The sequence below is a fragment of the Modestobacter excelsi genome (assembly GCF_005930495.1).
In the GTDB taxonomy this organism is placed as follows: Bacteria; Actinomycetota; Actinomycetes; order Mycobacteriales; family Geodermatophilaceae; genus Modestobacter; species Modestobacter excelsi.
Map to the genome: position 1 here is coordinate 1 of NZ_SJEX01000083.1, position 23,115 is coordinate 23,115.

General features: G+C 76.3%; 24 protein-coding genes. 14 read left to right on the forward strand and 10 right to left on the reverse strand.

The annotated features are described in order from the left end of the window. Positions 1 to 132: 132 nt before the first annotated feature. Complete coding sequence (gene dapD, locus FHL80_RS20800) at positions 133 to 1,119, reverse strand: 2,3,4,5-tetrahydropyridine-2,6-dicarboxylate N-succinyltransferase (RefSeq protein ID WP_138735258.1); 987 nt, start codon at positions 1,117 to 1,119, stop codon at positions 133 to 135. 60 nt (positions 1,120 to 1,179) lie between these two features. Here dapD and dapE point away from each other — a divergent pair, with 60 nt between their 5' ends. The 4 genes from dapE to FHL80_RS20820 are packed head-to-tail and all read left to right on the forward strand — an operon-like array spanning position 1,180 to position 3,962. Further along, positions 1,180 to 2,301 (forward strand): succinyl-diaminopimelate desuccinylase, encoded by a 1,122-nt coding sequence (dapE, locus tag FHL80_RS20805; RefSeq protein WP_138735259.1) that lies wholly within the window; start codon positions 1,180 to 1,182, stop codon positions 2,299 to 2,301. After that, positions 2,298 to 3,125 carry an LOG family protein gene (locus FHL80_RS20810; RefSeq protein ID WP_138735260.1) on the forward strand — a complete coding sequence of 276 codons (828 nt, stop codon included), beginning with the start codon at positions 2,298 to 2,300 and terminating at the stop codon, positions 3,123 to 3,125. Before dapE ends, FHL80_RS20810 begins: the two co-directional genes overlap by 4 nt. Positions 3,126 to 3,127: 2 nt before the next feature. Continuing rightward, complete coding sequence (locus FHL80_RS20815) at positions 3,128 to 3,511, forward strand: DivIVA domain-containing protein (RefSeq protein WP_138735261.1); 384 nt, start codon at positions 3,128 to 3,130, stop codon at positions 3,509 to 3,511. Then, complete coding sequence (locus FHL80_RS20820) at positions 3,504 to 3,962, forward strand: SRPBCC family protein (RefSeq protein ID WP_138735262.1); 459 nt, start codon at positions 3,504 to 3,506, stop codon at positions 3,960 to 3,962. The genes FHL80_RS20815 and FHL80_RS20820 overlap by 8 nt, the downstream gene beginning before the upstream one ends. Before the next feature lie 13 nt (positions 3,963 to 3,975). On the opposite strand, the gene FHL80_RS20825 is transcribed toward FHL80_RS20820, so the two are convergent. The 7 genes from FHL80_RS20825 to FHL80_RS20855 form a co-directional block, all read right to left on the reverse strand. Further along, positions 3,976 to 4,725 (reverse strand): cytochrome c oxidase assembly protein, encoded by a 750-nt coding sequence (locus FHL80_RS20825; protein WP_246078843.1) that lies wholly within the window; start codon positions 4,723 to 4,725, stop codon positions 3,976 to 3,978. Next, a complete protein-coding gene (locus FHL80_RS20830; protein WP_138735263.1) occupies positions 4,695 to 5,156 on the reverse strand; it encodes a DUF2243 domain-containing protein in 462 nt (153 codons plus the stop codon). Before FHL80_RS20830 ends, FHL80_RS20825 begins: the two co-directional genes overlap by 31 nt. Positions 5,157 to 5,182: 26 nt before the next feature. Then, a complete protein-coding gene (locus tag FHL80_RS20835; protein WP_138735264.1) occupies positions 5,183 to 5,695 on the reverse strand; it encodes a hypothetical protein in 513 nt (170 codons plus the stop codon). Beyond that, the gene (locus FHL80_RS20840; protein ID WP_138735265.1) at positions 5,692 to 6,942 is read right to left on the reverse strand and encodes a molybdopterin-dependent oxidoreductase; all 1,251 of its coding nucleotides are present in this window, start codon (positions 6,940 to 6,942) and stop codon (positions 5,692 to 5,694) included. The genes FHL80_RS20835 and FHL80_RS20840 overlap by 4 nt, the downstream gene beginning before the upstream one ends. Further along, positions 6,939 to 7,598, reverse strand: coding sequence for a TIGR04282 family arsenosugar biosynthesis glycosyltransferase (locus FHL80_RS20845; RefSeq protein ID WP_138735266.1), 660 nt, complete (start codon positions 7,596 to 7,598; stop codon positions 6,939 to 6,941). The genes FHL80_RS20840 and FHL80_RS20845 overlap by 4 nt, the downstream gene beginning before the upstream one ends. After that, positions 7,595 to 8,248, reverse strand: coding sequence for a glycosyltransferase family 2 protein (locus FHL80_RS20850; RefSeq protein WP_246078844.1), 654 nt, complete (start codon positions 8,246 to 8,248; stop codon positions 7,595 to 7,597). Before FHL80_RS20850 ends, FHL80_RS20845 begins: the two co-directional genes overlap by 4 nt. A gap of 70 nt (positions 8,249 to 8,318) precedes the next feature. After that, entirely contained in the window at positions 8,319 to 9,263 is a 945-nt protein-coding gene (locus FHL80_RS20855) for a DUF808 domain-containing protein (RefSeq protein ID WP_138735268.1), read from the reverse strand. A 158-nt stretch (positions 9,264 to 9,421) separates the two neighbouring features. Here FHL80_RS20855 and FHL80_RS20860 point away from each other — a divergent pair, with 158 nt between their 5' ends. Together FHL80_RS20860 and FHL80_RS20865 are read left to right on the forward strand one after the other, a co-directional pair. Further along, on the forward strand, positions 9,422 to 10,789 hold the full coding sequence (locus FHL80_RS20860; RefSeq protein WP_138735269.1) for a hypothetical protein: 1,368 nt from the start codon (positions 9,422 to 9,424) through the stop codon (positions 10,787 to 10,789). A 55-nt stretch (positions 10,790 to 10,844) separates the two neighbouring features. Then, a complete protein-coding gene (locus FHL80_RS20865; RefSeq protein WP_216870925.1) occupies positions 10,845 to 11,753 on the forward strand; it encodes a DMT family transporter in 909 nt (302 codons plus the stop codon). A 33-nt stretch (positions 11,754 to 11,786) separates the two neighbouring features. On the opposite strand, the gene FHL80_RS20870 is transcribed toward FHL80_RS20865, so the two are convergent. Next, positions 11,787 to 12,845, reverse strand: coding sequence for an NAD-dependent epimerase/dehydratase family protein (locus FHL80_RS20870; RefSeq protein WP_138735270.1), 1,059 nt, complete (start codon positions 12,843 to 12,845; stop codon positions 11,787 to 11,789). 24 nt (positions 12,846 to 12,869) lie between these two features. On the opposite strand from FHL80_RS20870, the gene FHL80_RS20875 reads away from it, so the two are divergent. The 8 genes from FHL80_RS20875 (at position 12,870) to FHL80_RS20910 (ending at position 21,578) form a co-directional block, all read left to right on the forward strand. Continuing rightward, a complete protein-coding gene (locus FHL80_RS20875; protein ID WP_216870926.1) occupies positions 12,870 to 13,424 on the forward strand; it encodes a DNA-3-methyladenine glycosylase I in 555 nt (184 codons plus the stop codon). Positions 13,425 to 13,538: 114 nt separating this feature from the next. Further along, positions 13,539 to 13,706, forward strand: coding sequence for a DUF3117 domain-containing protein (locus FHL80_RS20880; RefSeq protein ID WP_081807929.1), 168 nt, complete (start codon positions 13,539 to 13,541; stop codon positions 13,704 to 13,706). A 122-nt stretch (positions 13,707 to 13,828) separates the two neighbouring features. After that, positions 13,829 to 15,328, forward strand: a complete 1,500-nt coding sequence (locus tag FHL80_RS20885; RefSeq protein WP_246078845.1) for a leucyl aminopeptidase family protein — start codon at positions 13,829 to 13,831, stop codon at positions 15,326 to 15,328. A gap of 26 nt (positions 15,329 to 15,354) precedes the next feature. Further along, positions 15,355 to 15,582 (forward strand): antitoxin, encoded by a 228-nt coding sequence (locus FHL80_RS20890; protein ID WP_246078846.1) that lies wholly within the window; start codon positions 15,355 to 15,357, stop codon positions 15,580 to 15,582. A 67-nt stretch (positions 15,583 to 15,649) separates the two neighbouring features. After that, on the forward strand, positions 15,650 to 17,122 hold the full coding sequence (locus FHL80_RS20895; protein WP_138735272.1) for a hypothetical protein: 1,473 nt from the start codon (positions 15,650 to 15,652) through the stop codon (positions 17,120 to 17,122). Positions 17,123 to 17,347: 225 nt separating this feature from the next. Beyond that, the gene (locus tag FHL80_RS20900; RefSeq protein WP_138735273.1) at positions 17,348 to 19,696 is read left to right on the forward strand and encodes an ATP-binding protein; all 2,349 of its coding nucleotides are present in this window, start codon (positions 17,348 to 17,350) and stop codon (positions 19,694 to 19,696) included. Positions 19,697 to 19,830: 134 nt separating this feature from the next. Beyond that, positions 19,831 to 20,760 (forward strand): ABC transporter ATP-binding protein, encoded by a 930-nt coding sequence (locus FHL80_RS20905; RefSeq protein WP_138735274.1) that lies wholly within the window; start codon positions 19,831 to 19,833, stop codon positions 20,758 to 20,760. Beyond that, the gene (locus FHL80_RS20910) at positions 20,757 to 21,578 is read left to right on the forward strand and encodes an ABC-2 transporter permease (RefSeq protein ID WP_138735275.1); all 822 of its coding nucleotides are present in this window, start codon (positions 20,757 to 20,759) and stop codon (positions 21,576 to 21,578) included. Before FHL80_RS20905 ends, FHL80_RS20910 begins: the two co-directional genes overlap by 4 nt. Positions 21,579 to 21,648: 70 nt before the next feature. Here FHL80_RS20910 and FHL80_RS20915 read toward each other — a convergent pair. After that, a partial coding sequence (locus FHL80_RS20915; RefSeq protein ID WP_216870927.1) for a phytoene desaturase family protein occupies positions 21,649 to 23,115 on the reverse strand: 1,467 nt, incomplete at its 5' end.

A 23,115-nucleotide genomic window follows, 5' to 3' on the forward strand; every position in this document is an offset into this window, starting at 1 on the left:
CCCTCGAACACCCCCGAGACCCCCGGCCCCGACGACCTCAAGACGTGACGTCGCAGCCAACGCGCCGAGCCGTCGGCCCCGTCCAGAGGCTCGTCCCGAGCGTGCGAGGGATGAGGAGGACGGGGTCCTTCGTCAGTTGGCGTGCAGGGCGGCGTTGAGGGAGCCCCAGTCGCCGTTGCGGGGCAGGGCCTCGAGGGCGCCGCTGACCGAGTTGCGCCGGAAGAGCAGGCCGTCGCGGCCCGAGAGCTCGCCGGCCTTGACCGCCGACCCGTCGGGCAGGACCACCTTGGACCCGGCGGTGACGTAGCAACCGGCCTCCACGACGCAGCCGTCGCCCAGCGAGATGCCGATGCCGGCGTTGGCGCCCAGCAGGCAGCCCTTGCCGATGGAGACGACCTGCTTCCCGCCGCCGGACAGCGTGCCCATGATCGAGGCGCCGCCGCCGATGTCGGAGTCGGCGTCGACGACCACGCCGGCGCTGATCCGGCCCTCGACCATCGACGGGCCCAGCGTCCCGGCGTTGTAGTTGACGAAGCCCTCGTGCATGACGGTGGTGCCCTCGGCCAGGTGCGCGCCGAGCCGCACCCGGTCGGCGTCGGCGATCCGGACTCCGGCGGGGACGACGTAGTCGACCATCCGCGGGAACTTGTCCACCCCGAACACGGTCAGGTGGCCGCCGGCGGCGACCCTCGTCCGGGCGCGGACCGCGTCCAGGTCGGCGCCCAGCACCGGACCGGCGCTGGTCCAGGCGACGTTGGCGAGCAGGCCGAAGACGCCGTCGAGGTTGATGCTGCGCGGCCGGACGAGCCGGGCGGACAGCAGGTGCAGCCGCAGGTAGACGTCGTGCGCGTCGACCGGCGGCGCGGCGAGGTCGGCGATCGTGGTGGCCACGGCGACGACCTGCACCTTCCGGGCCTCGTCGCTGCGGACCAGGCCGGAGTAGTCCGGGCCGAGCAGGCCCTCCAGCTCCAGGACGCCGATCTGCTGGGTGCCGGTCTCGCCCTGGTCGGCGCCGCTCAGCGCCGGGGCGGGGTACCAGGTGTCCAGCACCGTCCCGTCGGCGGTGAGGGTGGCCAGCCCGACGCCGTTGGCACCGGTGGTCTGCTCTGCGCTCGTCACGGCGACCGAGACTAGGCGACGGCCCAGGGCAGCCAGGTCCTTCCCCTACGCTCGGGAGTCGTGAGCGACCCGCTGCCCGAGCTCGACCTGACCGCCGACGTCCTCACCCTCACCCGTCGGCTGGTCGACGCGCCGTCGGTCTCCGGCTCCGAGCGGGCCCTCGCCGACGTCGTCGAGGCGTCGCTACGCGGGCTCGGGGCCCTGGAGGTGGAGCGGGTCGGCGACGCCGTGCTGGCCCGGACCAACCTCGACCGGGACACCCGGATCGTGCTCGCCGGGCACCTGGACACGGTGCCCATCGCCGGCAACCTGCCCAGCCGGGTCGACACCGTCGACGGCGAGGACCGGCTCTACGGCTGCGGCACCAGCGACATGAAGGCCGGCGACGCGGTGATGCTCCGGCTGGCGGCGCGCTTCGGCGTCCCGGGTGCGCAGCCGGCCCGGGACATGACCTTCGTCTTCTACGACAACGAGGAGGTCGAGGCGGTCCGCAACGGGCTGGGGCGGGTCGCCCGGGAGCGCCGCGGCTGGCTGTACGGCGACCTGGCGATCCTCCTGGAGCCCACCGACGGGGTCATCGAGGGCGGCTGCCAGGGCACCCTGCGGGTGGTGCTGACCGTGCCGGGCAAGCGCGCGCACAGCGCCCGCTCGTGGCTGGGCGTCAACGCCGTGCACGGCGCGGCGGGCGTGCTCGCCACCCTCGCCGGGTACCCCGCCCGCGAGGTGCAGATCGACGGCCTCACCTACCGGGAGGGGCTCAACGCGGTGCGGATCGAGGGCGGGGTCGCGGGCAACGTCGTCCCCGACGAGTGCCGGGTCACGGTGAACTTCCGGTTCGCCCCCGACCGGGACGAGGACCAGGCCCTGGCGCACGTCCGCGAGGTGTTCGCCGACGCGCTGGCCGCCGGGGTCACCCTCGAGCTCACCGACTCCTCCGGGGGTGCCCTGCCCGGGCTGTCCGAGCCGGCGGCGGCGGACTTCGTCGCCGCGGTCGGGCAGCCGCCGCGGGCCAAGCTCGGCTGGACCGACGTCGCCCGCTTCGCCGCCTTCGGCATCCCGGCGCTCAACTACGGGCCGGGCGACCCGAACCTGGCCCACACCGTCGACGAGCACGTCCGCATCGACCGGCTGCAGCCGGCCGAGGACGCCCTGATCGCCTACCTCAGCGGGAGTTGTGCATGACGAGCGACGACGGTCAGCGCCGCCGGCCGATCCGGCACCGTGGGGGGATCACCACGCGCGGCGGCGGGAGCGACCCTGCCGCGGACGGGACGACCACCGACCAGCGGCTGCTGGACCGGCGCAGCGGCAGCGACTGGGTGCACACCGACCCGTGGCGGGTGCTGCGGATCCAGTCCGAGTTCGTCGAGGGCTTCGGCCTGCTCGCCGAGCTGCCCCGCGCGGTGAGCGTGTTCGGCAGCGCCCGGACCCCGCGGGGTTCGGAGTACTACGAGGTCGGCGTGGAGCTCGGCGCAGCGCTGGCCGACGCGGGCTACGCGGTGATCACCGGCGGCGGCCCCGGCGCGATGGAGGCGGCCAACAGGGGCGCCTGCGACGCCGGGGGCATGTCGGTGGGGCTGGGCATCGAGCTGCCGTTCGAGCAGGAGCTCAACGAGTGGGTCGACGTCGGCATCCTGTTCCGCTACTTCTTCGTGCGGAAGACGATGTTCGTCAAGTACGCGCAGGCCTTCGTCATCCTGCCCGGCGGTTTCGGCACCCTCGACGAGCTGTTCGAGGCGCTGACGCTGGTCCAGACCCGCAAGGTCACCCGGTTCCCGGTCATCCTGTTCGGCTCCGCCTACTGGTCGGGGCTCCTGGACTGGATCCGCACCTCGATGCTGGCCCAGGGCACGGTCAGCGAGGCCGACCTGGACCTGCTGCACGTCACCGACGACGTCGCCGAGGTCGTCGCGGTCATCCAGGCCGCGGACGCCGCCCGGGTGCAGCACGCGGACGACCCGCCGCCCAGCGACGCGGTCCCCGACCCGCTGACCGTCGACGACTGACCGTGGCCGGCGTCGTCTTCGTCCTCGGCCTGCTGGTGGTCGGCGGGCTGCTCTTCCTCGGCGGGTCGCTGCTGCTCGGCCGGGGGGAGACCCAGCCGCCCGCCGAGACCGGCCGCTCGCCGGTGGAGCTGCCCGACGACCGGCCGGTGGCCGGTGACGACGTCCGGGCGCTGCGCATCTCGGTGGCCTTCCGCGGCTACCGGATGAGCGAGGTCGACTGGCTGGTCGACCAGCTGGCCCAGGTCCTGGACGAGCGGGACGCCGAGATCGCGCAGCTCCGCGCGGCGACCGGACCACGGGACCGGGCGCGGGCGGACGCCGAGGACACCGACCCGGAGGGCGCCTCTGTGCCCGCCGTCGACGAGGAGGACCGGACCGGTGCCTGAGCTGATCGAGCAGGTCGACGTCGACGCGCCCCCGGAGCAGGTCTGGGCCGCGCTGGTCGACTGGGACCGGCAGGGCGAGTGGGTCCTGTTCACCGACGTGCGGGCGGTCGGCGACGCCCGAGGGGTCGGCGGCCGGTTCGACGCGGTGACCGGGGTCAAGCTCCCTGGTCTCCGGCGGATCGGCGTGCTGGACACCATGCTGATCACCGGGTGGGAGTTCCCGCGCCGGGTCGACGTCCGGCACACCGGCCGGGTCGTCCGGGGCACCGGCACCTTCGAGGTGCGGCCCCGGGCCGGGGGCGGCTCGACGTTCGTCTGGACGGAGGGGCTGGACCTGCCGCTCGGTGCGCTCGGCCGGGCCGGCTGGCCGCTGGTCCGCCCGCTGATGTCGGCCGGGGTGCGCTTCTCGCTGCGCCGGTTCGCCCGGTTCGCCCGCGACCACCGGGCCTGAGCAGCGGCGCGGGTCAGGCCGGCGCGGTCGCGGTCCGCACGGCGTCCCGGGAGACGTACCACTGCCGCCACAGCAGCGCCGCCACCGCCAGGTGGACGACGGTGCCGCCGTTGTACATCAGCTGCGCACCGGCGGCGACACCGCTGAAGCCGGTCGGCGGCGCGGCGTAGAGGGACTTCGCCAGCACGTCGTGCGCGGCCATCCCGGCGGCGAGGGCGACGGCGCGGGCCACCACGCCCCGCCGGTGCGGCATCGGCTCCAGCGCCAGGACGGCGGCGGTCGCCAGCCACCCGGTGAGCAGCACGTGCACCGACACGAGCAGGTGCAGCCCGGGGGAGTGCGCGGCCGCCATGAGCAGCCCGCTCCGGTAGAGCAGCCAGGTCCCGGCGACGCTGAGGCCGGTGGCGACGAAGGGGTCGGTGAGGACGCGGACCGGCGCCATCCGCAGCACCCGGCTCACCCGCCGGGCAGCACCGACCGGCAGCACCCGCAGCAGCAGGGTCACCGGCCGTGCCAGGGCCAGCGCGAGCGGCGCGACCATCCCCAGCAGGAGGTGGCCGGCCATGTGCGCGTGCAGGTCCATGTGCGTCGCCGTCAGCGGGCCGGTGAGCGCGGCGACGAGGCAGCCGCACCCGAGCAGCCAGCTCGCCGTCCGGACTCCCGGCCACGGCCGCCGGTCGGCGGTGACGGCGAGGAGGTACAGCGCCGCGGCCGCCCCCGCGGCCAGCGCGATCACCGGGCCGGCCGGGTCCGGCCCCGCCACAGCAGCAGCGCCCCGACCAGCGCGACGAGCACGCCGCTGCCGGTCCACAGCAGGTCGTAGCCGGTCAGGTCGACGCCGTAGCGGACCTGGTGCACCCGCAGCACCTTGTGGTCGACCACGCCGTCCCAGGTCTGGAAGCCCCCGGCGCCCAGCAGCACCGCGCCCCACCAGCGGACGGCGGAGAACGTCTGCCGTCGGCGGACGTCGGCGAGCAGCGCCAGCCCGGCGACCGTGGCCGACCAGGTGGCGGCGTGCAGCAGGCCGTCGGACACCAGGCCGGCGGTGCCGCTCGCCCGGTCGTAGAAGTGGTGCCAGTGCAGCAGCTGGTGGAAGACGATCTCGTCGACCGCGCCCATCGCGCCTGCGCCCAGCAGCAGCCCGGAGACCACCAGCCGCCGGTGGCTGCCCGGGACTGGCTGCGGCGCGGTCACGCACGGCTGGCTACCCGGGCGGTGCGTCAGGGAACCCGGGACCGCCGGACGGCGACGACGGCCCAGCCCGCGGCGACGACCCACACCGCCAGGGCGAGCAGCAGCAGGTGCCGGCCGTAGTCGCGCGGGAGGAAGGAGTCGTTGGCCGGGTCGGCGCCGTAGCCGAGCACGAACGGCAGCGCCACGAGGGTCAGCACCCCGATGACCGCAGCACCCACGACGACCGCCGGGCGGGCCGCGCGGGGCACCAGGCGGGCCGACAGCCAGCCGAGCCCGACCCAGACCGGCGCGAGCACCAGGTCGTGGAGCAGCGCGCTGCCGACGAACCAGGTCAGCCACGCGAGCGGCACCCGGCTCCCCGCGGTGAGCAGCCCGTGCGCGCCGTAGAGGGCGGCGGCCAGGCCGGGCAGCAGGAACAGCCAGCGCCACCAGGGCGTCAGCGCGCTGGTCGCCGGCCGGCGGGGGTCCGAGGCGTAGGGGTCGTCGAGCCCGGCGGCCCGGTGGTCGGTGGCCCGGCCGGCCTCGTCGGAGAGGCTCACCCGCCGATCCCACCGCGGCCCGGGGCCACCCGGGTGACCCACTTGGTCTGCATGACGCCAGGCCGGTTCGGTGCGATCAGCCGCACCGGGTAGCCGTGGTCGGGTGCGAGCGGCTCACCGTCCAGCCGCAGCGCGAGGAGCGTGCGCGGGCTGCGGGCGTGCGGCGGCGACACGGTGGAGACGCGGTACAGCCCGCCGGTCTGCAGCGACTCGACGGTCACCTCGGTGCCCCGGGGCAGCCCGGCCGCCTCGAGCAGGTCGCCGAGCCGGACACCGGACCAGGTGGCGTTCGAGCTCCACCCCTCCACGCAGGTGATCGGCAGCCGCTCGGTGCGCTGCGGGAACCCCTGCAGGTCGGCCAGCGACAGCTCGAGCCGGCTCGGCCCCTCGACCAGCAGCCGGTAGTCGTCGCCGACCGCGGTGGTGCCGGCCCTCGCCGCGGTCTGCCGCACCGGCAGACCCTGCGGGCCGACCCCGGGGATGCGTGGGCTGAGCACCGACACCTGCGCCAGCGGCGAGAGCGTCTGCCCGACGGTGGTCAGGGTGACCGCACCGACGCCCAGCCCGGCGGCGACCACGAACGCCCGCCGGGGGACGGCGTTGGTCTCCGCGGCGTCGTCGACGCCTGCGCGCTCGGCGGCCTGCTCCCCGGTGAGCCCGGCGGAGGCGCCCGCCGAACCGCGCCGGGCCAGGCCACGGCGGATCTCCGGGGCCTTCGCCCCGACGTGCACCGCGACGGCGCCGATCGCGAGCCAGCCGGTCCAGTAGTGCGTCGTGGTGAAGAAGAAGCCGAACGGGTACCACTCGGCGATGTTGATCAGGCCGGTCAGCAGCTGCATCGTGCCGGCGCCGACCAGCACCAGGACCGACAGCCGGCTGACCGCGCGGGACGGCGACCCGGCCGGCGGCCACTCGAACAGCTTCGGGTAAACCGTCCACAGCTTGACCAGCAGCAGCGGGATCGAGGCCAGCCCGGTGGCGACGTGCAGTCCCTGGGTGACCCGGTACAGCCAGGACGGCGACGCCGGCCAGCCGAACCAGCCCGGCGGGTGCTGCACCCAGTGGCTGACCAGCCCGGTGAGGAAGCAGACGGCGAAGGCCGCGCCCAGGAAGGCGCCGGTGCGGGCCGCGCGCCGCTCGGAGTGCAGCGGGCTGGGGAACGCGCCGCGCCGGAACGGGCCGCGGCGGAGCTGCTCCGGCGGCTCCGGCAGCCGGGCGCCGAGGACCCGGTCCAGGGCGGAGGTCATGCCGGGATCGCGGCCCGGACACCGTCGACGACCCGCCGGGTGCGGCTGTCCGCGGGGCACTCCGCGGCGACCGAGACGGCGTCCGGGAAGTGGTCGACGTCGGTCAGCGGCGGGAGGTCCAGCACGGTCAGCCCGGTCAGCTCGAGGGCGTCCCGGGTGAGCTCGGCGGTGTCCTCGCGGGACATCGGGACGTCCAGGAGCACCTGGGCGGCTCCCGGTGAGTGCAGCCCGAGCGCCCACCAGCCACCGTCCGGGGCGGGGCCGAGCACCGCCGTCCCGGGGCCGGCCGCCACCAGCCGCTCCAGGCAGGCGGTGAGCAGTTCCGCCGTCACCTGCGGGGTGTCCATCCCGATGAGCAGCGTGGGCAGGCCGCCGTCCGGCGTCGCCATCGCGTCGGCGAAGGCGTGCGCCAGCCGGGTGCCCAGGTCGCCGTCGGACTGGGGGACGACGACGCAGCCGGACAGGTCCAGGTCGCCGGGCGCGCCGTCCAGGGCGACCACCCGGCGCTGCACGGGGGTGCCGCGGACCGCGTCGAGGGTGTCGCCCACGGCGGCCGCCGCGATCTGCGCCGCCTGCTCGGGCGTGCAGGGCGGGGTCAGCCGGGTCTTGCTCCGGCCCGGCACCGGTGCCTTGGTGATCACCAGCAGCTGGCTCATCGCGCCAGCACCTCGCGCATGTCGCGGATCGTCCGGATCGTGCCCAGCACGGTGCCGGTCACCTTCGACCTCGTCCCCTCGGCGCGTGGGGCGTAGTCGACGTCCACCTCGACGATCCGCCAGCCGGCGTCCGCAGCCCGGGTGACCATCTCCAGCGGGTAGCCGAACCGGCGGTCGGTGATGCCCAGGGCGAGCAGCGCCTCCCGGCGGCCGGCGCGCATCGGGCCCAGGTCGTGCAGTGCCCGGCCGGTACGCCGGCGCAGCATCAGCCCGAGCGCGGTGTTCGCCACCCGGGCGTGCAGCGGCCACGCGCTGCGGTGCGTGGGCCGGCGGCGGCCGAGCACCAGGTCGGCCTCGCCGGCCAGCACCGGATCGGCGACGCGGGGCAGCTGGCCGGGGTCCATCGAGGCGTCGGCGTCGCAGAAGCAGACGACGTCGGCGGTGGCGGCCTCCAGCCCGGCGTGCGCCGCGGCCCCGAACCCGCGCTGCGGCACGGTCACCACGGTGGCGCCGTGGTCCCGCGCGATCTGCGCGGACCCGTCGGTGGAGCCGTTGTCGGCGACGATCGCGCGGTAGCCCGGGGGCAGCCGGAGGAGGACCTGGGGGAGCGCCCCGGCCTCGTCCAGGCAGGGGAAGACCACGTCCGGCACGGACGGACGGTAGCTGCGGTCGGTGTTCATCGCCCGGTGTTCGTCGGCCGGGCGGATCCGGATGGGACGGTCAGTGCGCGGCAGCGCTCGTCCTGCGCCGGTGCACGGTGAGCGTCATGACCGCCACGACCAGCGCGCCGACGGCGAGCCCGAGGACCGCGCTGGCGAGGGTGTTGACCAGCCAGCCGACGACCCCACCCAGGGCGCCGGTGGCGTCGTGCGCGGCCTCCTCCAGGTGGTGCACGACGTCGTAGAGCCCGTGCCAGCCCAGGTCGTCGGTGCCCACCAGCAGGATGTGGCCGCCGACCCACAGCATCGCGGCGGTCCCGACCACGGTCAGCGCGCTGAGCAGCTTCGGCATGCCCTTGACCAGCCCGCGGCCGAGCCCGGCCACGCCCTTGCGGGGGAGCTGGGACAGGTGCAGCCCGACGTCGTCCATCTTCACGATCAGGCCGACCACGCCGTAGACGAGCACGGTGATGCCCACCGCGACGATGGCCAGGATGACCGCCCGGGACCAGAAGCCCTGGTCGACCACCTCGTTCAGCGAGATGACCATGATCTCGGCGGACAGGATGAAGTCGGTGCGCACGGCCCCGGACACGATGGTCTTCTCGTCCGGCAGCGCGTCCTCCACCGCGGCGTGGGTGTCCTCGTGGTGCTTCACCCGGTGCCAGATCTTCTCGGCCCCCTCGTAGCAGAGGTAGGTCCCGCCGAGCATGAGGATCGGGGTCAGCAGCCAGGGCAGGAACTCGCTGAGCAGCAGGATCGCCGGCAGGATGATCAGCAGCTTGTTGCGCAGCGACCCCAGCGCGATCCGCCGGATGATCGGCAGCTCCCGGTCGGCGTTCAGCCCGTGCACGTACTGCGGCGTGACCGCGGTGTCGTCGACGACGACGCCGGCGGCCTTGACGCTGGCCTTGCCGGCCGCGGCCCCGATGTCGTCGATCGAGGCGGCGGCCGCACGGGCCAGCACCGCCACGTCGTCCAGCAGCGCCACGAGTCCACCAGCCACGCGAGTCCTCCTGATCGGTCAGCACCTGTGTGCTGTCGCCCTGGATGGTGGTACGTCCGGCCGCTCTTGTGCCTGGCAACCATCTCCGCGGCACGCTCCCGGCGGGCCCGCCGGGTCCCGATGGCCGCGTGCCGGGCGCCCACCTACGCTCGCCCCCCGTGAGCGCCGCCGTGTCCGACCCGCCGGCGCAGGCGGCTCCGGAACGCCGCTCGCGCGGCTGGCTGCCGCCGCTCGCGGTGCTGGTCGTGGTCGTGGTCGTGCTGGTGGTGGGCCGGGTCGGGCGCCGGCTGACGCTCGACGGGACGGTGCTGCACCTGCTCGGCGGCTGGGTGCTGCGCGGCGAGTTCGACGTCGTCTGGTCCTCGCGGGTGTGGCTGCCGGTCGTGCTCGCCCTGGTCGGGGTGCTCGCCGGTCCGGCGGTCGCCGCCCGACTGCCGTGGCGGGTGCTGCTGCCGGGCTCGGCGCTGGCGGCGGCCGGCTGGGCGGTGGCGCTGGCCACGACGTCGGGGCCGGGCCGGCTGACCGGGCCGCTGGCGGTCCGCCACGAGTACCCGCACGACGTGCCCCGGGTCGGGTCGATCAGCGCCTTCCTGTCCGGCTTCGTCGACTCGGTGCCGGCCGGCTCCGCCGACCCCTGGACCACCCACGTCGCCGGCCACCCGCCCGGCGCGCTGCTCGCGTTCGTGCTGCTGGACCGGACGGGCCTGACCGGGCTGGGCTGGGCGGCGGCGCTGTGCGTCGCCGGCGGCGCGCTGGCGGTGCCGGCCGTGCTGACCGGGGTGCGCGCCGTGGCGGGGGAGGACCCGGCCCGGACGGCGGCACCGTTCCTGGTGCTCGCGCCCGTGGCGCTGTGGGTGGCCACCAGCGCCGACGCGCTGTTCGCCGGGGTGGCCGCGTGGGGGGTGGCGCTGCTGGCGACGGCGGCCGCCCGGGCACCGGGCCGCGCGGCCGACGTCCGTGCCCTGGCCGGGGGGCTGCTGCTCGGGCTGGCGCTGTTCCTCTCCTTCGGGCTGACCGCGCTCGGTCTGGTCGTGCTCGTCGTCGTGGGGGTGCACCGGGGCCGGCTCGGCTGGGGCGGCGTCCTCCGGGTGCTCGGGGGAGGCGCGGTCGGCGCCCTGGCCGTGGTGGCGGCGTTCGCCGTGGGCGGCTACTGGTGGGTCGACGGCTTCTCCGCCGCCGGCGACCGGGTGCGCTCAGGGCCCTCCTACGCCGACCGGCCGCTGGCGTTCTTCCTGGTCGCCAACCTGGCCGCGGCCGCGCTCGCGCTGGGCCCGGCCGCCGTCGCCGGGGTCGCGTCGCTGCGCCGCACGCGGCTCGCGCTGGTGCCGCTGGCCGCGCTGGCCGGGATGGGAGTCAGCGACGTCTCGGGGCTGGTGCGCGGGGAGACCGAGCGGATCTGGCTGCCGTTCCACGTCTGGGTGCTCGCCGCCACCGCGTTCCTGCCGCGCCGCCAGAGGAGGGCATGGCTGCTGCTGTCGGCGGTGCTGGCGATCGGGATCGAGGTCGTCGTCCGCACCGAGTGGTGAGCGGGGCTGTCCGAGCCGACCGCCATGATGTCCCGGTGACGACGGGAGGACGCAGGTGAGCCGCCGTGGCTGGGTGCTGTTCGTGGCGATGGCGGTGATCTGGGGTGTGCCCTACCTGCTCATCAAGGTCGCCGTCGAGGACTTCTCGCCGGTCGTCGTGGTCTTCCTGCGCTGTGCGATCGGCGCGGTGCTGCTGGTGCCCTGGACGCTGGCCCGCGGCTCCCTGGGCGCCGCGCTCCGGCGGCACTGGCGGGCGCTGCTGGTCTTCACCGTGCTGGAGATGACCGGACCCTGGCTGCTGCTGCCGTGGGCCGAGCAGTCGCTGTCCTCCTCCCTCACCGGGCTGCTGGTCGCCGCGGTCCCCTTCGTCGCAGCGGTGGCCGCGCTGCTGGCCGGCGACGACGACCGGCTCTCCCCGGTGCGCGTGGTCGGCATGGTGCTCGGGGTGGTCGGCATCGGGGCGCTGCTCGGCCTGGACGTCGGTGGCGCGCAGCTGTCCGCGATCGTCGCCGTCGCCTTCGTCGTGGTCGGCTACGCCGTCGCCCCGATCGTGATCAGCCACCGGCTCCCGGACGTCCCGGGGGTGACGGCGGCGTCGTTCGCGCTGCTGTTCACCGCGCTGGTCTACGCGCCGTTCGCCGTCCCCCGGCTCGGCGACGCGACGCACGCCTCCGGGACCGCCTGGCTCGCCGTGATCGGGCTGGGCACCGTCTGCACCGCGCTCGCCCTGGCGCTGTTCTTCGCGCTGATCCGCGAGGCCGGACCGCAGCGCGCGCTGATCATCACCTTCGTGAACCCGGCAGTGGCCGTCCTGCTCGGCGTCCTGCTGCTCGACGAGCCGTTCACCCTGGGGCTCGCCGTCGGGCTGCCGCTGGTGCTGCTCGGCTGCGTGCTGGCCACCCGCCGCAGCCCGGCCCGCACCCGGCCGGCCGAGCTCGGCGACGTGGACGCCGCCGTCCCCTGAGGGCCCATGGTGGCCACCATGGCCCTCAGCGGGTCAGGGGGCCGGGCGCAGGGGGGCGGTGGCGAACTCGCGCATGCCGTCGGCGAAGGCCACCCGGGCCCGGAAGCCCAGCTCCGCCTCGGCCCGCGCGGGGGAGGCGACCACGTGCCGCACGTCGCCGATCCGGTACTCGCCGGTGACCTCCGGTGCCGGCCCGCCGAACGCCTCGGCCAGCGCGCCGGCCATGTCCCCGACGGTGTGCGGCACCCCGGAGGCGACGTTGTAGGCACGCAGCGCGGCCTCCGGCGGGGTCGCCTCCAACGACACCAGGTTGGCCCGTGCGACGTCGGTGACGTGCACGAAGTCCCGCTGCTGACCGCCGTCCTCGAACACCTGCGGCGGGCGCCCGGACTCCAGCGCGCTGCGGAAGACCGACGCGACCCCGGCGTAGGGGGTGTCCCGGGGCATGTGCGGGCCGTAGACGTTGTGGTACCTCAGCGCGATCGCGCCGCCGCCGGTCGAGCGGGCCCAGGCCGCGGCCAGGTGCTCCTGGGCGAGCTTGGTCGCGGCGTAGGTGTTCCGCGGGTCCGCGGGGGTGTCCTCACCGACCTCGCCCCAGCTCAGCTGCCGGCCGCACACCGGGCACGGCGGCTCGAAGCGGCCGGCGTCCAGGTCGGCCCGGCGGCGCGGCGCGGCCGGGACGGCGCCGTGCTCCGGGCACTCGTACCGCCCCTCGCCGTAGACCACCATCGAGCTGGCCAGCACCAGCCGGCCGACGTCCGCGCGGGCCATCGCGGCCAGCAGCACCGCCGTCCCGAGGTCGTTGATCCCGGCGTAGGCGGGCATGTCCTGCACGTCGACGCCCAGGCCGACCATCGCCGCCTGGTGGCACACCGCGTCGACGCCGTCCAGCGCCCGGTCGACGGTGCCGGCGTCGCGCACGTCCCCGGTCACCAGCTCCACCCCGGCCAGCCCCGGCACGCCGTCGGGGTAGCGCGGGTGGACGGCGGGCAGCAGGGCGTCGAGCACCCGGACCTCGTGCCCGGCCGCGCGGCAGCCGGCGACGACGTGCGAGCCGATGAAGCCCGCGCCGCCGGTGATCAGGATGTGCACGTGGAGACGCTAGCTTCGGACCCCGTGGAGCGCTGTGGCTGGGCGACGAGTGCCCCGGAGTACCTCGAGTACCACGACGAGGAGTGGGGGCGGCCGCTGCACGGTGACGACGCCCTGTTCGAGCGGATGAGCCTGGAGGCGTTCCAGTCCGGGCTGTCCTGGATCACCATCCTGCGCAAGCGGCCGGCCTTCCGGGAGGCGTTCGCCGGCTTCCGGATCCCCGTGGTCGCCGAGTTCGGCGACGACGACGTCGAGCGGCTGATGGCCGACGCCGGCATCGTCCGCAACCGGGCGAAGGTGACCGCCGCCGTCCGCAACGCCCGCGCCGCGCTGGAGCTCCCCGAGGGGTTGTCGGCCCTGCTGTGGTCCTTTGCGCCGACCGCACCGCGGCCCCGGCCGCAGACGCTCGCCGACGTCCCGGCGACCAGCGCCGAGTCGGTGGCGATGGCCGGGGAGCTGAAGCGGCGGGGCTTCGTCTTCGTCGGGCCGACCACCTCCTACGCGCTCATGCAGGCCACCGGGATGGTCGACGACCACGTCGCGACGTGTTTCCGGGCGGGGTCCGCAGACCCGCGATGAGGGGTCCCGGTTGGTCGTTCGACGGGGATACGGGATCATGTGTGCAGAGCTCTGCACGAACAGTCGCCACACCACGGCCAGCAGGTGCGTGGGTGGCCGGTGAAGGAGGCACGCATGGCGGCCATGAAGCCGCGCACGGGTGAAGGTCCCCTCGAGGTCACCAAGGAGGGCCGCGGCCTGGTCATGCGCGTCCCGCTGGAGGGTGGCGGCCGGCTGGTCGTCGAACTGTCCCCCGACGAGGCGACCGCCCTCTCCGAGGCCCTGAAGGGCGCAACCAGCTGAACACCGCCGCGAGCCTGCCGCCCGGCAGCCGCGCGGACGACGTCACGGCCCCGGCCGCCGGCACCCTGCCGGCGACCGGGGCCGCGCCGTTCCCGCGGGTCGAGGTCCTCGCCGCGCTGCCGGTGCTGGGCGAGGACGACGTCCTGGCCGTGCCGGTCGGGGCGCGGGGTGCGCTGCCGGAGTGGCTCACCGCGGCCGTCGAGCCTCCGGTCGACCCGGGGTTCCTGGCCGGCGCGCTCGCCGACACCGGCAACGGCGGCAAGCCCGGCGGGATCACCAACGTGCCGGTGCCCGGCCGCCGGCCGCGCAGCGTGGTCGCCGTCGGTGTCGGCGACGCCACCGTGCCGGAGCTGCGCTCCTACGTGTCGGTCGCCGTCCGGCGCAGCCAGACCCTGGCCGAGCACGGTGCCCGCCGGCTGGTCCTGCCGCTGGACACCACGGTCGCACCGGCCGGCGCCGACGAGGTGCGCGCCGCCGTCGAGACCGCCCTGCTGGCCGGCTACCGGTTCCGGGAGACCTCCGGTCCGCACCCGGTCCGGCTCGCCGAGGTGACGGTCGTCTGCGCCGACGCCGACGACCCCGCCGTGGCCCGGGCCGCGCGCGCCGGGCAGGTGACCGCGGAGTCCGTGGCGTGGGCACGGGACCTGGTCAACACCCCGCCGGGCACCGCGGACCCCGGCTGGCTCACCGCGCAGGCCGTCGAACGGCTGCGCGGGCTCGCCGACGTCACCGTCACCGTGCTCGGCCCCGCCGAGCTCGCCGCCGGCGGGTTCGGCGGGGTCCTCGCCGTCGGGGGCGGGGCGGCGACGCCGCCGCGGGTGGTGGTCGCGACCCACCGGCCGGCCACGGCCGGCGCCGGGCACCCGGTGCTGGTCGGCAAGGGCATCACCTTCGACACCGGCGGCATCTCGATCAAACCGAACGCCGGCATGCGGGACATGAAGACCGACATGGCCGGCGCCGCCGCGGTGCTCGCCGTCGTCGACGCCGCGGCGCGCCTGCAGCTGCCGGTCGCGGTCAGCGCCGTCGTGGCGCTGTGCGAGAACTCCGTGTCCGGCGCCGCGTACCGGCCGGCCGACGTCGTCCGGCACGTCGGCGGGCGGACCACCGAGGTGCTCAACACCGACGCCGAGGGCCGGCTGGTGCTCGCCGACGGCCTCGCGCACGCCCGCCTGGCGCTGGGCGCGACGGTGCTGGTCGACGTCGCGACGCTCACCGGCGCGATGCGGACGGCGCTGGGCTCGCGCACCGCCGGGCTCTACGCCAGCACCGACGGCCTGGCCGACGCACTGCTCACCGCGGCCGGGCACGCCGGGGAGCCGTTCTGGCGGATGCCGCTCAGCGACGAGCACGTCGGGCACCTGCGGGCGCAGCTGGACTCCGCGGTCGCCGACGCCAACAACGCCCCGGGCAACCCCGGTTCGACCACCGCCGCGCTGTTCCTGCAGCCGTTCACCGGTGGCCTGCCCTGGGCGCACCTGGACATCGCGGGTCCGGCGCGGGCGGGCAGCGACGACGTCGAGCTGGTCCGCGGCGGCACCGGCTTCGCCGCCCGCACCCTGCTCCGGTGGCTCGAGGCCGGGGCGCCGGCCGAGCCGGCGGAGCCCGTCGTCCTCGGCTGAACGGTTGCGACCGCCGGTCGCCGGGCATGGCCACGGTGAGCCGCGCCGCCGGTGCGACCGGACCCGAGGGAGAACTCGCCGTGGGCATGATGGACAAGGCCAAGGACGCGCTCAACAGCGACAAGGGCGAGCAGGTCAGCGACAAGGGGCTGGACAAGGCCGGGCAGATCGCCGACCAGAAGACCGGCGGCACGCACGACGCGCAGATCGACAAGGGCCGTGACCTGGCCGACGGCAAGCTCGGCACCGAGTAGCAGACCGGGGACCGCGGGGCGGCGCCGGCGAGCGCCGTCCCGCTGACGGTCGGGCAGGATCGGCCGGGTGACCGGGCCAGCAGAGCAGGACCTCCGAGGTGTCGTCTTCCCCGCCGGACCGGACGGTCGGCGCAGCACCGCCACCCTCGGCCGGGCGGTCGTCGCCGACGCGCTGCGGCCGGTCGACCACCCCGGCGCACTCGCCGCCGAGCACGAGACCAACTGGCGGGCCGGCTACCTGACGCACGTCCGGCGGACCGTGGAGGCCGGGTTGGCCTCCCGCGACGCGGCGTTGCAGATCGCCGCCGCCGGGCTCGGTTCGCTACACAGCCGGATGCGGGTGGCGGGTCCCGACGGCGAGACCGACCTCGCGGCCCTGGGCACCGCAGCGGCGACCCGGGAGCTCACCACGGTGGAGGTGCGCGGCGGGGCCGAACCCGAGCGTGAGCTGTCGCTGCCCTTCGCCGGGCAACGGCTGCGGGGCGACGCGCTGCACCGCCGGCTGACCGCCTGGGTCGACGCGGGCGTGGTCGAGCCGAGCTGCGCCGAGGCGGTGCGCACCGTGGCCGACCACCCGGAGTGGCTGGCGCTGCCCGACCGCACGGTGGCCGTGCTGGGAGCGGGCGCGGAGATGGGGCCGCTCACCGCGCTGCTGCGCTGGGGCGCCCGGGTGGCCGCCGTCGACCTGCCGCGGCCGGCGCTGTGGCACCGGGTGCTGGACACCGGCCGGCGGGGCGCCGGCACGCTGCTGGTCCCGGTCGGCGGTACGGGTGAGACCGCGGAGCACGCCGGCGCGGACCTGATCGCCGAGGTACCGGCCGTGGCCGACTGGCTGTCCGGGCAGCCGGGCAGCATGGTGCTCGGGGACTACGTCTACGCCGACGGTGCCACCAACGTGCGGGTCTCCGTCGCCGTCGACGCGCTCACCCTGCGGCTGGCCGAGGCGCGCCCCGAGCTGGCGCTGGCCTTCCTCGCCACCCCGACCGACGTGTTCGCCGTGCCGGGCGAGGCCGTCGAGGCCTCCGTCGCCGCCTACGCCCAGCGCTCGACGGTGGGGAAGCTGCTGGGCCGGCCGCTGCGCGCGCTGTCCGCCGGGCGGCTGCTCCGCCGCAACTACCTGCCGGGCTCGGACCCGGGGGTCAACGACAGCCTGGTGCCGCAGCAGGGCCCCAACTACGCGCTGGCCAAGCGGCTGCAGCGGTGGCGCGCCTCGGTCGCCCGGGCGGCGGGCAGCACGGTGTCGATGAACGTCGCGCCGCCGACGCGCACCCGGTCGGTGCTCAAGAACCGGGCACTGGCCGCGGCCTATGCCGGCGCGCACCGCTTCGGCGTCGAGGTCTTCGAGCCGGCGACGTCCAACGTGCTGATGGCGGCGCTGCTGGTGCACGACCTGAACACCGGCGGTGGTCCCGCGCACCCGCACCCCTGGCAGGACGAGGCGTACGGGGCGGCGCACGGCGGGTTGTGGCGGAGTCCGTACGCCCCGCGCAGCGCCCTCGGCCTGGCCGCGGTGCTCGGCCTGGGCGCGGCCCGCAGCTGACCTGGCTGCAGGCCGCGCCGGGCGGCCGCCCGCTCGCTGTTGAACGGGCGGTCGCGGGCCCGGGGGCAGGGGGTCGCGGCGCACCGGTGGCGATCGGGCCGTCGGAGAGGACGCTCCCGTCGTGCGTCGCCGGGGACGACCCTGGCCGGTCGCGCGGCGGCACACCACGACCAGCGGACGCACAGTCGCCCTGTACGGGCCCTGTACGGGTCGTAGGCTCCCGGCGTGCCGCCGCCGGACGTCCGCGCCGGCTCCGCCCCGCCGGAGTCGTTCGCCGCGCTGCTCCGACGCCTGCGCGAGTCGCGGGGGCTCACCCAGGAGGAGCTCGCCGCCCGGGCCGGCCTGACCGTGCACGGCGTCAGCGCGCTGGAGCGCGGCGTCCGCCGGCGCCCGTACCCGCACACCGTGCGGTCCCTCGCCGAGGCGCTCGACAGCTCCGCGACCGAGCGTGCGGCGCTGCTGTCCGCGGTGCCGGCCGACCCACCGGGCCCCGACGGCCGCACGCCCGTGCTGCGGGGGCTCCCCGCGCCGGTGACCGCGCTGCTGGGCCGGGACGACGACGTGGTCGCCGTCGCGGGCGCCCTGCAGCGATCGGGCGCCCGCCTGGTGACGCTCACCGGCACCGGGGGCGTCGGCAAGACCAGGCTCGCCCTGGCCGTCGCGCAGCGGACCGCGCGGCAGTACACCGACGGCGTCGCCTTCGTCGCGCTGGCCGCGGTGGACGACCCGGCACTGGTCCTCCCGGCGGTCGGGCGGGTCACCGGCCTGCCGACGGTGGAGGACGGCGACCTGGACGGCCGGGTGGTCGACCAGCTCCGCGACGCCCACCTGCTGCTGGTCCTGGACAACCTCGAGCACCTGCCCGGCGCGGTGCCGGTCGTCGCCCGGCTGCTGGAGCAGTGCCCCCGGCTGGTGGTGCTGGCGACCAGCCGGGCGGCGCTGCGGCTGCGCGGCGAGTGGGAGCACGTGGTCCACCCGCTGGCGCTGCCGCCGACGGCGCCCGCGGACCTCAGCCAGGTCGCGTCGGCCGCCGCCGGTGCCCTGCTGCTGGACCGGGCCCGGGCGGTGTCGCCCGACTTCGGCAGCGGGCCGGGGGGTGCGGCCGCGGTGGCCGCCCTGTGCCGCCGGCTGGCCGGCATCCCGCTGGCCCTGGAGCTCGCCGCCGCTCGCGCCCGGGTGCTCGACGCCCCTGCGCTGCTGGAGCGGCTCGACGACGCGATGTGCCGGGACGGCGCCGCGGACCTGCCGCCGCGGCAGCGCACCATGCGCGCCACGTTGGACTGGAGCCACCGGCTGCTCGACCCGCCCGACCGGCTGCTGCTGCAGCGCCTGGCGGTGTTCACCGGCGGCTGCACGCTGGAGGCGGTCGAGGCGGTCGCCGCCGACCTCGAGGACCCGCTCGGGTCGCTGGAGCGGCTGGTCGAGCACTCGCTGGTCGAGGTGTCCGGGGAGGGCGGCGCGCGCCGCTACGGGATGCTCGAGCCGGTCCTGCAGTTCGCCCGGTCGCTGCTCGGCGAGCAGGAGGCCCACCGGGCGCGGACCGCGCACGCGGCCTTCTACCTCGACCTCGCCGAGCAGGCCGCGCCCGGCTACCAGGGCGCCGAGCAGGTCGGCTGGCTGGACCGGGCCGAGCGGGACGCCGCCAACCTGGCCGCCGCGGTGGAGTGGTGGCTGCAGACCGGCGACGGTGCCCGGGCCGGCCGGATGGCGTGGGCGCTGTGGTTGTTCTGGTGGCTGCGGGGCCGGCTCCGGCAGGGCCGTCGGCTGGCCGAGGCCGCGCTGGAGCAGGAGCAGCCGCCCGAGGTGCGGGTGCGGACGGTGCTCACCGCCGCGTCGATGGCGTTCGCGCAGGGCGACCTGCCGCACAGCGGGGCGCGGTGGGCCGAGGCGGCGGAGCTGGCGGTGGCGGTCGGGGACCTCGAGGGCCAGGCCTACGCCTCCGCCGGGCAGGGCCTCGCCGCCCTCGGCAGCGGCGCCCCGGACCGGGCCGAGCCGTTCTTCACCGCGGCGCTGGAGGTCGCCGGACGGGTCGGCCCGGCGACCGACTGGGTCGCGGCGCTCGCCCACGTGTGGTTGGGCACGGTCCGGCAGGTCTCCGGTGACCCGCGCGGCGCCGTGCCGCACATCGCGCGGGGACTGGCCTCGGCACGCCGCCGCGGTGACCGGCTGGCCACGTACGTCGCGCTGTTCGGGCTGGTCCAGGCCGAGCTCGCCGAGGGTCGGCCGGCGGCGGCGCGGGACCACCTCGTCGAGGGGATCGAGCTCTCCGAGCAGACCGGTGACCTGGCCAACCTGGCGTACTTCGTGGAGAGCCTGGCCGTGGTCGAGGGCGCGGGTGGTGCGCACGACCGCGCGGCGGTCCTGCTGGGCGCGGCGCTCGGGCTGCGCGAGCGGGTCGGCTCGCAGGTCTACGGCTACTACCTCCCCGACCCGGCCCTGCGCGCGCGGGCCGAGGCGCAGGCGCGCGCCGCGCTGGGGGACCCCGCCGTCGAGGACGCGCTCGCCGCGGGGCAGGCGCTCGACGTCCCGGCCGTCCTGGCGCTCGCCCTCCGCCGGGACACCCCGACCGGCTGACCCGACTCCTCGGGGTCGGGGCTCGGGGACGGTTCAGGGTCGGGTCAGGGCGCTCCCCGATGGTCCGGGCCGCGGCGCGTCGACAGGCTCCTGGGCATGGACACCACACCTCCTCGGCCGCCCCGGAGCACCCGATGATCGTCGCCCGCGGGCTCACCAAGACCTTCGGCGCCAAGGTCGCCGTCGACGACCTGAGCTTCACCGTCGAGCCCGGCCGGGTCACCGGCTTCCTCGGCCCGAACGGTGCCGGCAAGTCGACGACGATGCGCATGGTGGTCGGCCTGGACCGGCCGACCGCCGGCAGCGTCACCGTGAACGGCCACTCCTACGCCTCCTCGCCGGCGCCGCTGCGCGAGGTCGGCGCACTGCTCGAGGCCCGGGCGCTGCACCCCGGGCGCACCGCCCGCAACCACCTGCGCTGGCTGGCCGCCAGCAACGGGATCCCGCGCACCCGCATCGACGAGGTGCTCGACCTCGTCGGCCTCGACGCCGTCGCCGACCAGCGGGTCGGCCGGTTCTCCCTCGGCATGGGGCAGCGGCTGGGCATCGCGGTGGCGCTGCTCGGCGAGCCACCGGTCGTCGTCCTGGACGAGCCGGTCAACGGTCTGGACCCCGAGGGCATCCGCTGGGTGCGCACCCTCGCGCGGGAGCTCGCCGGGCAGGGCCGGACGGTGCTGGTCTCCAGCCACCTGATGTCGGAGATGGCGCTCACCGCCGACCACCTGGTCGTGGTCGGTCGCGGCCGGATGCTCGCCGACTGCTCGATGGCCCAGTTCATCGCCGACCACGCCGCCTCCTACGTGCGGGTGCGCAGCCCGCGTCCCGGTGACGTCGAGGCGCTGCTCCGCGGCCGTGGGCTGGACGTCGACCGGCACGGCGACGAGCTGCAGGTGCAGGGCATGGACGCCGCCGGCATCGGCGACCTGGTCGGTCGCGCCGGGCTGCACCTGCACGAGCTGACCCTCGTCCGGTCCTCGCTCGAGGACGCCTTCATGACCCTCACCGCCGACAGCGTGGAGTACGCCGCGCACCCGGCTGCCCAGGAAGCGCAGGCCGTCCGATGATCGACACCGTCGCCCTCGACCCCGACCGGCACGTCCCCGGCGTGCGGCGGCACCCCCGTGCCGCCGACACGCTGCACGCCGAGTGGCTGAAGTTCTGGTCGGTGCGCTCCACCGGCTGGTCCACCGCGATGCTCTTCGTGCTCGGCGCCGGGCTGACCACCCTGGTGTGCGCCACCAGCGCCGCCTGGCTGGCCAGCGGGGAGGCGGACGAGTCGCCGGCCTCGTTCATCACCTGGGGCCTGTTCTTCGCGCAGATCACCGCGCTGGCCCTCGGCACGCTGATCGTGACCAGCGAGTACGGCACCGGGATGATCCGGGCCACGCTGTCGGCCACGCCCCGGCGGGGCGCCGTGCTGGCCGCCAAGGCGGTGGTGCTCACCGGCACGCTGTTCGTCGCCGGGGTGGTCACGGCGTTCGCCGGCTACCTGGGTGGCAACTGGTTCCTCGACCGGGAGGGCATCGGCATCGCGTTGACCGACGACGGCGTGCTGCGCTCCATGCTGGGCAGCGGCCTGTACCTGGCCGGTCTGGGCCTGTTCGCCATGGCGATCGGGCTGCTCGTCCGGCACACCGCCGCCGCGCTGTCGATCGGCCTGGCGCTGGTCTTCGTCGTCGGGAACATGGCGTTCCTGCTGCCGGGGACCTGGGGGGAGTGGGTGGCGAAGCTGCTGCCGGGCAACGCCGGGAGCGGGGTGGCCACGCCGGTCCCGTTCAACCCGGAGCTGCTCGCCCCGTGGACCGGGTTCGCCGTCTTCACCGCCGAGGTGGCAGCGCTGCTGCTGACCGGCTGGCTGGTCTTCCGCCACCGCGACGCCTGACGAAGGACCCCGCTGCCCCCACGCCTCGCAGGCTCGGCGCGGGCCCCTGCAGCGGGGCCGTTCCAGGCCGTCACGGGGGGCCGATGAGGCCGGCGACGATCTCCGCGGACAGCGCGACCAGCGGCAGCCCGCCACCGGGGTGCGCCGACCCGCCGACCAGGAAGAGGCCGGGCAGCGGTGAGGCGTTCGCCGGCCGGAGGAACGCCGCCCGGGCGCCGTTGCTGGAGGTGCCGTAGATCGAGCCCCCCGGGCTGGCCGTCTCCCGCTCCAGGTCGGCCGGGGTGCGCACCACCCGCCAGCGGACCCGGTCCCGGACGTCCAGCCCCCGCCGCGCCATCGTCGCCAGCACCCGGTCCGCGTAGCCGTCGGCGACCCCGGGAGCGTTCCAGTCGACACCGCCCTCGGGCTCGTGGCGCGGCGCGTTGACCAGCACGAACCACGACTCGCTCGCCGGCTCGGGCCGGGTCGCCGGGTCGTCGGGGGCGCTGACGTAGACGGTCGGGTCCTCGACCGGTCGCTTCGGGCCGCGCCGGCCGAACAGCGCGTCGAACTCGGCGTCGTAGCGCTCGGGGAACAGGACCGTGTGGTGCGCCAGGCCCGGCGTCCGGCCGCGGAGCGCCAGCAGCAGGACGAAGCCGGAGAAGGACGGGTCGACCCGGCGCAGCGCCGCCCGCGCCCGGCGCACCGGCGCCCGGCGGGGGAGCAACCGGCCGTAGAGGGCGGCGGCGTCGGCGTTGCAGACGACGACGTCGGCCGGCAGCCGTCCGCCGTCCGCCAGCCGCACCCCGGAGGCGCAGCCGCCGCTCAGCAGGACCTCGGTCACCAGGGCACCGGTGCGGACCACCGCGCCCCGTTCTCCCGCCCGGTCGGCCACCGCCTCGGCCAGCCGGCGCAGCCCGCCGCGGACGTACCAGGAGCCGAAGGCCTGCTCGATCCAGGGCACGGTCAGCAGCGCGGCCGGTGCGCGCCGCGGGTCCGAGCCGGAGTAGGTGGCGTAGCGGTCCAGCAGGATGCGCAGCCGCGGATCGGTCAGGTACCCGCGGCCGATGCCGCGCAACGTCCGCCCGGGCGCGATGGTGCGCAGGTCGGCGGTCCGCCGCGCCAGCCGGGCCAGCGTCGCCGCGCCGGCCAGCGGTGAGCGGAGGAACGGCTGCTCGGTCGCCTGCCACATCGCCTCGGCCCGGGCCAGCAGCGCCGTCCACTGGGCACCGCGGCCGGCGCCGAGGTCGTCGTCCAGCACGCCCGGGACCCGGTCGAGGCGGCCCGGCACCGAGGTCGTCGTCCCGTCGGCGAAGCGGTAGGCGACGGCCGGGTCCAGCCGCTGCAGGTCCAGCACGTCGGTGAGCGGCGCACCGGTCGCGGCGAAGAGGTCCTCGAAGACCTGGGGGAGGGTGACCAGGCTCGGGCCGGTGTCGAACCCGTGACCGTCGCGGGCGTACCAGCCGAGCTTGCCGCCGACCTGCGGTGCCGCCTCGACCACGGTGACCGCGTGGCCGGCGGCGGCCAGCCGGGCAGCGGCCGCCAGCCCGCCCAGGCC

Bases quoted from the DNA above. Each gene is read 5' to 3' on its own strand.
- FHL80_RS20810 (WP_138735260.1), top strand. From the start codon at position 2,298: ATGACGAGCGACGACGGTCAGCGCCGCCGGCCGATCCGGCACCGTGGG.
- FHL80_RS20840 (WP_138735265.1), bottom strand. From the start codon at position 6,942: ATGACCTCCGCCCTGGACCGGGTCCTCGGCGCCCGGCTGCCGGAGCCG.
- FHL80_RS20845 (WP_138735266.1), bottom strand. From the start codon at position 7,598: ATGAGCCAGCTGCTGGTGATCACCAAGGCACCGGTGCCGGGCCGGAGC.
- FHL80_RS20880 (WP_081807929.1), top strand. From the start codon at position 13,539: ATGGCGGCCATGAAGCCGCGCACGGGTGAAGGTCCCCTCGAGGTCACC.
- FHL80_RS20890 (WP_246078846.1), top strand. From the start codon at position 15,355: ATGGCCACGGTGAGCCGCGCCGCCGGTGCGACCGGACCCGAGGGAGAA.
- FHL80_RS20905 (WP_138735274.1), top strand. From the start codon at position 19,831: ATGATCGTCGCCCGCGGGCTCACCAAGACCTTCGGCGCCAAGGTCGCC.
- FHL80_RS20910 (WP_138735275.1), top strand. From the start codon at position 20,757: ATGATCGACACCGTCGCCCTCGACCCCGACCGGCACGTCCCCGGCGTG.